We start from the raw sequence: 12850 nt of genomic DNA, 5'->3' as shown, positions 1-12850 counted from the left end.
TCAGCGACCGACGTCGCGGCGGTGGCGCTGTGCGGCGCGGAGGAGATCCCGTGCGCGGTCGCTCGCCTCCTCCGCCTGGTCACGAGCGTGTTCGGCCCGCTCGACCTCGGCGCTGGCCTCGGCGAGCTGCCGTTCGATGTCGGCTCGGCGGTCCTCGGCGGACTCGAGGTCCTGCTCCGCGGTGTCCAGTGCCGCGTCGGCGTCGCGTGACTCGGCGCGCGCTGCGGCCTCCGCTTCGCGAGCGGCACGGCGCTCGGCAGCCGGGTCGACGCGAGGCTCGGGCTCCGGCTCGGGCTCCTGCTCCGACTCTGGCTGCGGCCTGGAGGCGCGGCGCCCCTTCCGCGATCGGCGTGCGCTGGTGATCGAGATCGGTTCGGCGTCCGTGCCGGACCACGCGTCCGGTACGGCATCGGGGTCGGCGAGCGCTCCGTCGAGGTCGACGGCGTCGAACCCTGCGCTCTCGAGCGGTCGGACGAGCAGCCCCGAGCGGACGGCGGCACCGGCGTGCGGGTCGGCCATCGCGGCCTCGATCGTGGCGCGGACCTGGTCGAGCACCGCCGGCGTCACCGGGTGGCCGGCATCGGACGCGAGATCGGCTCCGGCCTGGGCCAGCGCGGCGACGACCTCCGACCGCTGGCGGCGCAGTCGCCCGATCTCGTCGGGGTCCGCGTCCGCCTGTGCCTGCCGGATCGCGGGCCCGAGCTCGACCGCCTCGTCGAGCGACCCGTCGTGTGCGAGCAGGTCGATCACCCAGGCTGCGGGCGCGGGCTTGCGCAGGCCGCCGATGCGGGTTGCGAGGGCGCGGTCGTCCTTCCGGACCGACCGCTGCCGCGCAGTGCGTTCCCGCACGAAGTCCGCGGGCGCGACGAGGAGCAGTTCCCTCGCCTCGTCCGCGAACTCCACGCCCCCAGCATGCCCGCCGGCGCATCCCCGCTCTCGCCGGAAGCGCACGCGACCGGGCACGACACGCCGCGCGTCGTCCGTCGAGCGGGCGACATCCGTCACTGTGGTGCGCGACCGTGACGGATCTCGCCCGCTCGGCGTCGCGGGCCGTGGCTCGGGCCGGGGCCGGGCGCGGGACGAACCGGGCCGGGCGCGGGACTACCAGTCGTGGACGGTGCCGTCGGCCAGGCGGTTGAACGGCAGGTACGCCTGCTCGTACGGGTACTTCCCCGCCTCGTCGACGTCGAGCATCACACCGAGGCCCGGCTCGTCGCCCGGGTGCAGGTAGCCGTCCGCGAAGGTGAAGGTCTGCCGGAACACCTGGTTCGTCCGGGGCCCGTGCTGCATGTACTCCTGGATGCCGAAGTTGTGGATCGCCATGCCGAGGTGCATCTGGGCCGCGAGGCCGACCGGGGAGATGTCGGTCGGCCCGTGGAAGCCGGACTTGATCTGGTACATCGCTGCGTAGTCCATCGTCTTCCGCAGCGGGGTGACGCCGCCCATGTGGGTCACGGCACCGCGCACGTAGTCGATGAGCTGGTCGCGGACGATGTCCTTGAAGTCCCAGATCGTGTTGAATACCTCGCCGATCGCGAGCGGCGTGGTGGTGTGCTGCCGGACGAGCTTCAGCGCCTCCTGGTTCTCGGCGGGGGTGCAGTCCTCGAGCCAGAACAGGTCGTACGGCTCCAGGCTCTTGCCGAGCTTGGCTGCCTGCAGCGGGGTCATCCGGTGGTGGCCGTCGTGCAGGAGCGGCAGCTCGGGGCCGAACTCGTTGCGGACGGCCTCGAACACGGTGGGCACGTGCCGCAGGTACGCGCGGGTGTCCCAGTCCTCCATCGCCGGGAACGCCCCGCGCTGCGCCGGCTCGAAGTCGTACCGGACGCCGGCGTTGCCCTCGGTGGTCTTGTTCGACGCGATGCCGTAGATGCTCTCGAGTCCGGGGACGCCGGTCTGCACGCGGATCGACCGGTAGCCCTCGGCCTGGTGCTCGCGGATCGAGTCGAACAGCTCGGGCAGCTCCTTGCCGGAGGCGTGCCCGTAGGCCATGAGCCCGGTGCGCGACGCTCCGCCGAGCAGCTGGTACAGCGGCATCCCGGCGACCTTGGCCTTGATGTCCCAGAGGGCCATGTCGACGGCGGCGATCGCGGCCATCGTGACCGGTCCGCGGCGCCAGTACGACGAGCGGTAGAGGAACTGCCAGGCGTCCTCGATGCGGCTGGCGTCCCGGCCCGCGAGCAACGGCACGACGTGCTCGGACAGGTACGCGGCGACGGCGAGCTCACGGCCGTTCAGCGTGGCGTCGCCGAGGCCGGTGACCCCGTCCACGGTGGTGATCTTCAGCGTCACGAAGTTCCGGTCCGGGCTCGTCACGACGACCTCCGCCCGGTCGATGAGCTGCCCGCGGTCCGCCGACGCCCAGGTGTCCGGGCGTCCGGCGGTCGGGTCCGTCGCCGCGCCGCCGTCGGCCGCGCCGGGGACGGGCGCGGCGGGTTTCGTGATGCCGGTGTCGGTCATGCGTGGACTCCTTCGTCGACGGTGCCGCGTGCGGGTTGCGCGGCGGTGCGGATGCGTTCGGCGGCCGCGGTGACGGCGGCCACCACGGGGGTGGTGTCGAGGTCGGGTGCGACGACCCCCAGGACGTCGTGCACGTCCGAGTCTGGCCCGGGCCCTCCGGCGTCGTCCACCAGCTCGGGCTGCGTGGTGCAGTGCAGCCACCACGCGGCGAGCAGGGTCGCGGCACCCGGGCCGACCCCGGCGCCCGGGTCGCGGGCGAGTCGCCGACGCAGGACGTCGACGACGCGCACGGGCAGCTTCTGCGAGCCGCCGGCGGCGATCTGGCGCAGGGTGTGCCGGATGCGCGGGTTCGCGAAGCGCTCGACGAGCGCGGCGCGGGCGGCGGCGACCTCGTCGTCGGGCAGCGGGAGCTCGGCGGCGGCCTCGTCCCAGAGCTGCTCGACGGCGCTCCGGCACCGGGGGTCGTCCATCGCCGATGCGACGGTCTCGTGGCCGAGCAGCAGCCCGAGGTAGGCCAGGAGCGAGTGCGACCCGTTGAGCAGCCAGAGCTTCCGCTGCTCGTACGGGGTGACGTCCGGCACGAGCCGGACGCCGGCGGTCTCCCACGCGGGACGCTCGACGCCGTCGAACGTGTCCTCGAGCACCCACTCGGCGAAGGGCTCGGTGACGACGGGTACACGATCACCGGGCAACGCCCCCGGCAGGTCGGCGAGCGCTGCGACGTCGTCGTCCGTCGTCGCCGGGGTGATCCGGTCGACCATCGACGACGGGAACGCGACCGTCGACGCGATCCACGACGCCAGCTCCGGGTCCGCCGTCGCCCCGAGCACGGCATCGCGGAGGACCGCGCCGTTGTGCGTCAGGTTGTCGAGCGACACCAGGGCGATCCGGCCGCCACCGGCGGCCCGTCGGGCGGCGAGCCCGTCGACGAGCCGGGCCGGGACGGCCGAGTCGGCGCGGTAGCCGGCCTCGGTGACCGTCAGCGTGACGACGGTCGTCCCCGGGGACGCGACCAGGTGCCTCCAGGCCGTGTCGTCGCTGCCGGGGTGGGCCGCCACGATCGTGTCGACCACCTCGGCGGTGTCGCCGTCGGCCGCGCGGGTCACGAGCGTGTACCGGCAGTCCTGCGCCGACAGGGCCGCGGCCGCCCACGGAGACCGACCGGTGAAGGCCGTGATGCCCCAGGTCTCGCCGTCGACGCGGTGGGTGTACCAGGCGAGGTGGGCGCGCGCGAACGCCCCGATGCCGAGGTGCACGATCCCGGGACGACGGCTCATGCCGTCACCGGGACCAGCGAGCGCAGGTAGGCCAGGTTGTCGGCGGTGCGCTCGGCGAGCGGCAGGTCGGTGGAGAAGTCCTCGATGGTGACCCAGCCGTCGTAGCCGTGCTGCCGCAGGGCGTCGAGGTACTCGGACACCGATGCTTGACCGTCACGGAGCGGTGCCCACTCGTTCCGCCAGATCCGGCTGCCGTCGGCGCGGGTCTCGCCGGTGTCGACCCAGCGGGCGTTCTTGACGTGCGCGTGGGCGAGGTAGGGCCCCAGGAGCTCGAAGGCGGCCAGGTGGTCCTCCTGCCCCTCGATCACGAGGTTGCCGAGGTCGTGGATGACGCCGACGTGCTCGGGGTCGAGGCCGTCCACCAGCCGGAGTGCGGCGGACGCCGACGGGGTGATCGTCATGTGGTGCAGCTCGACGAGTGCCTTGACGCCGAGGTCGGCCGCGCGTCCGGCTGCCCACTCGAGGTCGGCGCGCGTGCGGTCGAAGAGCTCACCGTACGTGGCTCCGGTCCGCTCGCGCTCGCGCCGGTACCAGGGCATGGTGACGCGGACCTGGCGGGCGCCCAGCTCGCTCGTCACGCGGAGCATCGTCTCGACGCCCTCGTGGTCGGACACCGGCTGGTACCCGCCGATGCCGGAGTACTCGAGACCGGCTGCCTCGGTGGTGCGGGCGATCTCGCCGACCCGGTCCGCGATGCCGGTGTACTGCCAGGTCGACCGGTTGCCGGCCCAGAAGCCGGACGAGCCGTCCTCGGTGCGGTCGTCGACGATCCGCCACTCGATGCCGTCCCAGCCCTGCTCGGCCAGCGTGGACGCGGCCTGTGACGGGGTCCAGTCGGGGGTGGACGCGGTGAACACGGAGAACTTCATCGGTTGGCCCCTTCGGTGACGGCGGCGGTGGACGGGGCAGCGACGACCGGTTCGACGTCGTCGTACTCCCCCTCGATGACGTCGTCGATCCGGACCGGCCGGCCGAGCGTCGCGCTGACGTAGAGCCCGCGCACGGTGGCGAGCGACACGAGGGCGTCGTCGACCGTGACCCCCGGGTCGCGGCCCTCACGGATCGCGGCGACGACGTCCGTGTACTGGCGGGCGTGTCCCGCGGCGAAGTGGTCGGGCTCGGCCGGGCCGCCGACGACGTGCTCCGGCGGGACGACGTCGTGCTTCTGGTCGACGGCGTCGGCGACCGCGGTGGCGTTCGCCGTGGTCGACGCCGACTCCAGCGTCGTGGCGTCCGGTGCGACGTGGAAGTACGCGAGCCGGTCGTCGTCGACGATCGCCGAGCCGTGCGTGCCGTACACCGCGTAGCGCGCCGAGAGTCCCGGGTACGCGGCGGTCGTGCAGTGGACCACCCCGAGGGCACCGTTCCGGAACCGGACGGTGGCGACCGCGGTGTCCTCGACCTCGATGCGGTCGTGCGCCAGGAGCCCGACCTGCGCCGAGATCTCCTCCGGACGGCCGAGCGCCCAGACGAGCAGGTCGACGGTGTGCACGCCCTGGTTCATCACCGCGCCGCCACCGTCGAGCGCCCAGGTGCCGCGCCAGTCACCCGAGTCGTAGTAGCCCTGCGAGCGGTACCAGGCGACACTGGCGACACCGGAGGTCACCGTGCCGAAGTCGCCGCCGTGCGCGGCCCCCGCGACGGCGACCGACGCCGGGTCGAAGCGGTGTTGGCTGATCACGCTCGTGACGAGCCCCCGCGATCGGGCGTCCGCCGCGAGCGCCGCGATCTGCCGGGCCCGGGGCATCGTGGTGTCGAGCGGCTTCTCGATGACGACGTGCTTGCCGGCGGCGAGCGCCGCCTCGGCCAGCTGGACGTGCATGCCGGAGGGTGAGCAGATCGCGACGACGTCGATGTCGGTCTGCGCGATCGCCTCCTCGATGGTCGCGGTGGTGATCGGGCGGTCGGCGCCTGCGGCCTCGAGCTCGTCGGCGGCGCCGGTGGCGGCCGCCGGGACCGCGTCCACGAGGGCGACGACCTGCAGGTCCGGGTGCTGCACGGCGACGCGTGCGTGGTGGCGTCCGATGACGCCGGCGCCGACGACGGCCAACTTCAGGGGGGTGCTCATCGCAGGGTGACTCCGATCTGGTCGGTGAGGGAGCGGAAGGCCCGTCCGGCACGGCCGAAGGCCGCGGGGCCGGAGAACCCGCCGAGTGAGGTGAAGTCGCTGAGGTGCGGCTCGAGGGAGGCGTACCCGGAGTACCCGGCGTCGCGGAGCGCGGTGAGGGTCTCGAGGAGTTCCCCGTCGCCCTCCCCCGCCGGGACCACGGAGGCGTCGGCGGCGAGGGCGTCCTTGACCTGCAGGTAGTCGACGTACGGTGCGAGCTGCGCCCATCCGTCGGTGAACGGCGCCACGCCGCACTGCACGTAGTTCGCGTTGTCCCAGGCGAGCCGGAGCGCGCTCGACCCGACGCTCTCGACGATGTCGAGCACGCGCTCGGGCACGTCGCCGTAGATGTCCTTCTCGTTCTCGTGCAGCAGGGTGACGCCCTCGCGCTCGGCGAGGTCGGCGAGCGCACGCATCCGGACCATGACGTCGTCGCGCACCTCGTCCGCGGTGCGGCCGTCGAAGTAGAACGAGAAGATCCGGATGTTCGTCGTGCCGAGGGCGTGCGCGGCGGCGATCGCGCGGCCGAGCCGCTCGACCTCGTGCTCGACGGGCCGGTCGACGACGACCTTGCCGATCGGCGAGGCGATGGCGGAGACGGTCTGTCCGCGCTCCTCGAACAGGCGGTGGAGGCCGGCGAGCTGGTCGTCGTCGAGGTCGATGACGTTCGTTCCCCAGGCGCTCCGCACCTCGATCGCGCTGGCGCCGAGCGCCTGCAGCACCGCGACCTGGACGACCGGGTCGGCGTCGATCTCGTCGCCGAAGCCGGAGAGCTCCCACGTTGGCTGGTCGGTCATTGCATTCCCTTCATGAGACCGGACGGGAGGCGCGGGGCGGGCCGGCACCGCGCCTCCCGTCCGTCGTCTGGTTGCGTTCGCTACTTGACGGAGCCGGCGGTCAGCCCGCCGACCAGGTAGCGCTGGAAGACCAGGTAGAGCGCGACGACCGGCACCGCACAGACGATCGAGGCGGCCATCATCTGGCCGTAGATCGGGACGGCGCCGCCCTCCTGGGCGGTGCCGAGCACCTGCAGCACCACGGCGACCGTGCGGGTGTTCGGGGTCGTCATGATCGTGCTGAAGAGCACGTCGTTCCAGCCGAGCAGGAAGGCGAAGATCGCCGAGACGACGATGCCCGGCCACGAGAGCGGCAGGACGACGCTCCGCAGGATGCGGGTGCTCGAGGCGCCGTCGATGCGGGCCGCCTCCTCGAGCTCCTTCGGCAGGCCGCGCAGGTACGTGACCATCACCCACGTCGAGAACGGCAGGGCGAAGGTCAGGTAGGTGACGAAGAGGCCCCAGCGGGTCCCGATCACCTGCACGCCGGTCGCGCTGGCGATGTTGGCGAACACGACGAAGACGGGCAGGAGCAGCAGGGTTCCGGGGATCGACTGCAGGGCGAGGAGCCCGCGCAGGATCGTCAGGCGGCCGAGGAACCGGAACCGGACGAGCACGTACGCGGTGGACACGGCGAGCGCGGCACTCGCGACGGCGACCGCACCCGCGGTGAGCAGCGAGTTCACCAGCCCCTGGCCGAGCGCCACCGTGTCCCAGATCGCGGCGTAGTTCGACAGCGTGAACTCGGACGGGAAGTACTCGCCGCGGGCGACCGCGACGTCGGAGTTCACCGAGCCGAACAGGATGTACAGCACCGGGACGGCGATGAACGCGACCAGGAGCACGATCACGGTGACCAGCAGCCACCGGGGCAGCAGCCGGGTGACGTCGGTGTCGTACGGACGCTTCGGACGCCTCGCGCCGCCGGCGGTGATGCTCTCGGTGAGCGTCGCGGTCGGACGGGTGCGGATCTGGCTGAAGGCGCTCATGCGCGGGCTCCCTCGATGTCGGCGGCGGCCGGGGCGGCGAGCACGGCGCGGTCGGCGCGGCGCTGCTTCCGGGTGGGGCCCGCGTCGTCGCCGGTGTCGAGCCGGACGGCCCGCAGGTAGACGAAGAGCGGGATCGCGACGATCACCAGGGAGCAGATCGCCATCGCCGCGGACAGGCCGAAGCGGAACGACTGGAAGCTCGCGATGTACGTCAGGACGGGCATCACCTCGACGCTCGACGGCAGGGGGTTCCCGAACAGCACGAACGGCAGCGTGAAGTTGTTGATGTTGTGCAGGATCGAGATGATGACCGCCAGGCTGAGCGGGCCGCGCAGGTACGGGAACACGATGTAGCGGAGCTTCGCCCACCACGTCACGCCGTCCAGCGCCGCCGCCTCGTGCACCTCGTTGTCGACCGCCTGCAGCCCGGCGAGCGAGAGCAGGTAGACGAACGGCCAGCTCGTCCACACCATGACGCCCGCGAGCGCCCAGTACGACGCGGAGCCGTTCAACCAGAGGACGTCGGTGCCGAGCACGGTGTTCACCACGCCCTGCGGCTGGAGCATCGTGCGGAAGAACGTCCCGACGACGAACGCCGGCAGCACGTAGGGCACGAGGTAGATCGACCGGACGAGTCCGCGTCCGGGGAACCGGTTCTGCGTGGAGACCGCCGCGGCGACGCCGATCGGCACGGTGACCGCGGTGACGAGCACGGACAGGGACACCGAGATCCAGATCGAGTGCAGGAGCGGCGAGTCGGTGAAGGCCTCGGCGAAGTTCGCGAACCCGACGAAGGGAGCGCTGAACCACTGGCGGAGGGTGTACTGGTCGAGGTCGAGCATCGCGATGTACACGCCGACGAGCAGCGGGACGACGATGACGGCGAGCATGAGGACGCCGCCGGGCAGGAGCATCCAGAGCGGACGCTCGCGCTTGTACAGCGGGGTCTTCCCGTGCGGGCGGACCTCGCGCGGGGTCTCCTGGCGGGGCCGGGCCTCGGTGGTGGTCATCACAGCCCTCCGTTCTTCTGGCGGTCGAGCGTTGCCTGGGCGTCCCGCTGCGCCGCTGCGAGGCGCTTCCGGAGCTGGTCGTCGCTGACCTCGCCGCTCTTCAGCGACGGGATCGACTGCACGACGACGTCGACGAGGTCGAGCTGGATGTCGGACCATGCGCCGGTGAAGGCGGTGGGCTTCGACAGTTCGCCGGCGCGGACGATCGGGGCGAGGTCGGGGTTCTGCTCGGCGATGCGGTCGGCGGCGACGGTGTTCGTCGGCAGCTGCCCGAAGAGCTCGAAGTAGCGTTCCTGCGCCTCGGGCGACGACACCTGCTTCACGAACGCGAACGACAGGTCCTGCTTCGAGCCGTAGTCGGCGACGACGAGGTTGTCCCCGGACAGGATGCTCGCCGCCTCGATGCCGTCGGCGGGGCGCTCGGTCGCACCCGGCGGCACGGTCGGCAGCAGTGCGTACTCGTACTTGCCGTCGACCGCGGAGCCCTTCAGCGAGTTGAGCGACGTCGTCGTCGTCATCGGGAAGAACGCGGCCTTGCCGTCGGCGAACTGCGCGAGGGCCTGCGGGTTGTTCCAGCCGATCGCCGCCGGGTCGACCACGCCGTCCTTCGTCACCCAGTCGAAGTAGGTGCGGTAGGCCTGCTCGACCGCGGGAGCATCGATCTCGGCCTTCCCGCCGTCGACGACCGTGTTGCCGGCGTTCTGCGCCATGCCCCACACGAACTTCCACGGGTCGAAGCCGTCGGCGTAGGCGATCGCCATGCCGTAGGTGCCGTCACCGGTGGTCTTCCGGGCGTCCTCGGTGAGCTGGTCCCAGGTGGTCGGCAGGTCGGTGATCCCGGCGCGTGCGAGGAGGTCGGTGTTGACGGCCATCACGAACGGCCGACTGGCGAAGGGGATCCCGATCTGCTTCGAGGTGCTCGGTCCGGAGATGCCGAGCGACGCCGGTGCGAACTGGTCCTTGCCGCCGACCGCGTCCCACTGCTCCGCGCCCATCTCGACGAACGCGCCGGTGGCGTAGGCCGTCGGGGTGAAGGTCGTCCCGATCGCGTACACGTCGGGACCCTGGCCGGAGATGACGCTGGTCTGGATGGCGGTGAGCTCCTCCTGCGGGGTCGAGTAGGTCTCCCACTGGATGTCGGCGCCCGTGGTGCGCTCGAACTCGGCGGCGGTCTCCCGCTGCCACTGCGCCCGTTCCTTCGGGTAGGTCGTGTCCGCGCCCATCATCACGCGGAGGGTGTCCGGGTCGTCACCGCTGCCGTCCACGATCGCGCAGCCCTGCAGCGAGAGGGCGGCGACGGCGACGACGGCGGCACCGACCAGGACGCGGGTCCTGCGTCTTCCTGTGCTCATGCGGGGGTGTCCTCCTCGACATCTCCCCCGGGCGACGGTGCCCGGGACGGCGGCTGCGCTGCCGACGTGCCACCACTGTCCCGTTCGTGGCAACAACCGGCAACCGGTTGCCACTTGTTGCCAACCCGGCCTAGCTTCGCCTCGTGAGCAGCGCAGACACGGACACCTCGCGGCGGGTGACCATCCGGGACATCGCCGACGCGACCGGGGTGGCACCGTCCACAGTGTCGCGCGCGCTGTCGCTGCCGGACCGCGTGAACCACGCGACGCAGCAGCGGATCCAGCAGGCGGCGCGCGAGCTCGGCTACGTCCCGAACTCGCAGGCCCGGGCGCTCACGTCCGGACGGACCCGGGCGGTCGCCGTCCTGGTGTCCGACATCACGAACCCGTTCTACTTCGACGTCATCCGGGGCACGCAGCACCAGCTCTCCGCCGCCGGGTGGACGCAGCTGCTCGTCGACACCGAGGAGTCCGCCGAGGCCGAGGTCGCCGCACTGAGCGCCGTCGCCGGCAAGGCCGACGGTGCCGTGCTCACCGCCTCCCGCCTGTCGGACGCGCAGATCGCCCGGTTCGCCGAGCGCACGCCGCTCGTCGTCGTGAACCGGCGCCCGGCAGGGGTGCCGTCGGTGCTCATCGACACCCCCGGCGGGGTCGAGCAGGCCGTCCAGCACCTCGTCTCACTCGGGCACCGCGACGTGCTGTACGTCGCCGGCCCGGACAGCTCGTGGTCGAACGAGCGCCGCTGGCGTGCGCTCGTGCGCGTCGCGAAGCGCCTGGGTGTGCGGGTCGCCCGGATCGGTCCGCACGCACCGTTCGTGGACTCCGGAGCGGCAGCCGCCGATGCCGCCGTGCACGCCGGTGCGACCGCCTGCATCGCGTTCAACGACCTCATTGCGATCGGGATGCTCACCCGCCTCCGGGAGCGCGGCATCCGGGTGCCGGAGGACGTGAGCGTCGTCGGCTGCGACGACATCTTCGGTGCCGACTTCTGCAACCCGCCGCTGACGACGATGACCTCGCCGATCGAGCGTGCGGGACGGGTTGCGATCCGGATGCTGCTCGGACGGCTGGACGCCCTGCCCGCCGACGAGGTGCCGGGCGAGCACGCCTCCGGCGCCGTCGCGCTGCCCACCCACCTGACCGTCCGGGGGTCCACGGGGCCGGCGCCCGTCCGTCCCCGCTGACCGCGAGCAGGCCCTGCCCGCCCCCGCCCGTCCCGCCCCGCCGCTCACCGCCCGTCCCGCCTCGCCCGTCCCGCCTACGCCCGAAGGAGCCGATGATGTCCTCCACCCGCACCACCACGCCGCTCGCACCGCACCCCGACCGGCTGTTCCCTGCCGACCCGGGCGCCCGCACCGTCGCGCGCACGGTGTACGACGCGGTCCGCGACCTGCCGATCATCTCGCCGCACGGGCACGTCGACGCGGCGCTCATCGCGGACGACGAGCCCTTCCCGGACCCCGCCGCGCTGCTGGTGACGCCCGACCACTACGTCCTCCGTCTGTTGCACGCGAACGGCGTCGGGCTGCAGGACCTCGGACGCCCCGACCGATCGGGCGCGCACCCGCTCCCCGACGGCCGCGAGGTCTGGCGCCGCCTCGCCGAGCACTGGGACGACTTCGCCGGCACGCCGGTGCGGTACTGGTTCGAGACGGAGCTCCACGACGTCTTCGGCCTGACCGAGCAGCCGTCGGTCACCAACGCCGACGAGCAGTACGACCGCATCGCCGCGGCGCTGGCGACGCCAGCACTCCGCCCCCGCGCGCTGTTCGACTCCTTCGGCATCGAGGTCCTCGCCACCACCGACGGTCCCGCCGACGACCTCGCCGCACACGCGCGGCTGGCCGCCGACCCGTCCTTCAGCGGGCGGGTGCTCCCCACGTTCCGCGCCGACGCCGTGTTCGACCCGTCGCGTCCGGACTGGAGGCACGTGGTCGCGTCGATCGGCGAGGCGTCCGGCATCGACACGGGTACGCACGACGGGCTGCTGGCAGCGCTGCGGGACCGGCGTCGGTACTTCATCGAGCACGGGGCGACCGCGACCGACACCGGGGTGCTCGACGCGGGGTCGACGCCGCTGTCCGCGACGGAGCGCGCGCGCATCCACGCGGCGGCGATGCGGAGACCGTCGGGTGTCACCGCGGCCGAGGCCGTCGCCTACCGCCACGACATGCTCTTCCGGTGGGCCGAGATGAGCGTCGAGGACGGCCTCGTCATGCAGCTGCACCCGGGTGTGCTCCGGAACCACCACACGCCGACGCTCGAGCGCTTCGGCCCGGACACCGGGCACGACCTGCCGAGCGTGGGGTCGTTCACCGAGCCGCTCCGCCCGCTGCTCGAGGCGTTCGGGACCGCACCGGGCTTCCACCTCGTGCTCTTCACGGTGGACGAGACGGTGTTCTCGCGGGAGATCGGGCCGCTCGCCGGCTTCTACCCGGCGGTGTACGCGGGAGCCCCGTGGTGGTTCATCGACACCCCGGCGGCGATCGGACGCTACCGGGCGGCGGTCACGGACTCCGCCGGGTTCACGAAGACCTCCGGGTTCATCGACGACACCCGGGCCTACTGCTCGATCCCCGCGCGGCACGACATGGCCCGTCGGGCGGACGCGGCGTACCTGGCGTCGCTCGTGGTGACGCACCAGCTCAGCGAGGAGGACGCGGTGCACACCGCACGGCGGATCGTGTCGGACATACCGAAGGCGACGTTCAAGCTCTGAGCGGGACTGCGTGTATGTGACATGCAGAGTGTTCGACGCTGCGGTCCTCACGGTCACAAGGTGGGGCGTCCGTCGTCCACCCTGATCCCGATCGAGGAGCGCC

At 72.4% G+C, this 12850-nt stretch carries 11 protein-coding genes; 2 read left to right on the top strand and 9 right to left on the bottom strand.

The features are described from left to right. The 9 genes from C1N91_RS03590 to C1N91_RS03550 form a co-directional block, all read right to left on the bottom strand. On the bottom strand, positions 1 to 903 hold the full coding sequence (locus tag C1N91_RS03590) for a hypothetical protein (protein WP_137766630.1): 903 nt from the start codon (positions 901 to 903) through the stop codon (positions 1 to 3). Positions 904 to 1101: 198 nt separating this feature from the next. Beyond that, positions 1102 to 2457: a D-mannonate dehydratase ManD gene (manD, locus tag C1N91_RS03585; RefSeq protein ID WP_254678336.1), complete on the bottom strand. Its 1356-nt coding sequence runs from the start codon at positions 2455 to 2457 to the stop codon at positions 1102 to 1104. Then, entirely contained in the window at positions 2454 to 3734 is a 1281-nt protein-coding gene (locus tag C1N91_RS03580; RefSeq protein WP_137766629.1) for a mannitol dehydrogenase family protein, read from the bottom strand. Before C1N91_RS03580 ends, manD begins: the two co-directional genes overlap by 4 nt. Further along, on the bottom strand, positions 3731 to 4603 hold the full coding sequence (locus tag C1N91_RS03575) for a sugar phosphate isomerase/epimerase family protein (protein WP_137766628.1): 873 nt from the start codon (positions 4601 to 4603) through the stop codon (positions 3731 to 3733). The genes C1N91_RS03580 and C1N91_RS03575 overlap by 4 nt, the downstream gene beginning before the upstream one ends. Then, positions 4600 to 5802 carry a Gfo/Idh/MocA family protein gene (locus tag C1N91_RS03570; RefSeq protein WP_137766627.1) on the bottom strand — a complete coding sequence of 401 codons (1203 nt, stop codon included), beginning with the start codon at positions 5800 to 5802 and terminating at the stop codon, positions 4600 to 4602. Before C1N91_RS03570 ends, C1N91_RS03575 begins: the two co-directional genes overlap by 4 nt. Continuing rightward, positions 5799 to 6638 (bottom strand): sugar phosphate isomerase/epimerase family protein, encoded by an 840-nt coding sequence (locus C1N91_RS03565; RefSeq protein ID WP_137766626.1) that lies wholly within the window; start codon positions 6636 to 6638, stop codon positions 5799 to 5801. The genes C1N91_RS03570 and C1N91_RS03565 overlap by 4 nt, the downstream gene beginning before the upstream one ends. Positions 6639 to 6718: 80 nt before the next feature. Next, the gene (locus C1N91_RS03560) at positions 6719 to 7666 is read right to left on the bottom strand and encodes a carbohydrate ABC transporter permease (RefSeq protein WP_254678335.1); all 948 of its coding nucleotides are present in this window, start codon (positions 7664 to 7666) and stop codon (positions 6719 to 6721) included. Further along, positions 7663 to 8676, bottom strand: a complete 1014-nt coding sequence (locus C1N91_RS03555) for a carbohydrate ABC transporter permease (protein WP_137766625.1) — start codon at positions 8674 to 8676, stop codon at positions 7663 to 7665. Before C1N91_RS03555 ends, C1N91_RS03560 begins: the two co-directional genes overlap by 4 nt. Next, positions 8676 to 10028 (bottom strand): ABC transporter substrate-binding protein, encoded by a 1353-nt coding sequence (locus tag C1N91_RS03550; RefSeq protein ID WP_137766624.1) that lies wholly within the window; start codon positions 10026 to 10028, stop codon positions 8676 to 8678. Before C1N91_RS03550 ends, C1N91_RS03555 begins: the two co-directional genes overlap by 1 nt. 143 nt (positions 10029 to 10171) lie before the next feature. On the opposite strand from C1N91_RS03550, the gene C1N91_RS03545 reads away from it, so the two are divergent. Then, positions 10172 to 11212, top strand: a complete 1041-nt coding sequence (locus C1N91_RS03545) for a LacI family DNA-binding transcriptional regulator (RefSeq protein WP_137766623.1) — start codon at positions 10172 to 10174, stop codon at positions 11210 to 11212. 95 nt (positions 11213 to 11307) lie between these two features. Beyond that, entirely contained in the window at positions 11308 to 12747 is a 1440-nt protein-coding gene (uxaC, locus tag C1N91_RS03540; RefSeq protein WP_137768649.1) for a glucuronate isomerase, read from the top strand. The last annotated feature ends 103 nt before the right edge of the window (positions 12748 to 12850 follow it).

The sequence above is a fragment of the Curtobacterium sp. SGAir0471 genome, from assembly GCF_005490985.1.
Classification (GTDB): domain Bacteria; phylum Actinomycetota; class Actinomycetes; order Actinomycetales; family Microbacteriaceae; genus Curtobacterium.
The sequence above is the reverse complement of the archived record's forward strand: the minus strand, read 5'-3'. Positions and strand labels throughout refer to the sequence as shown.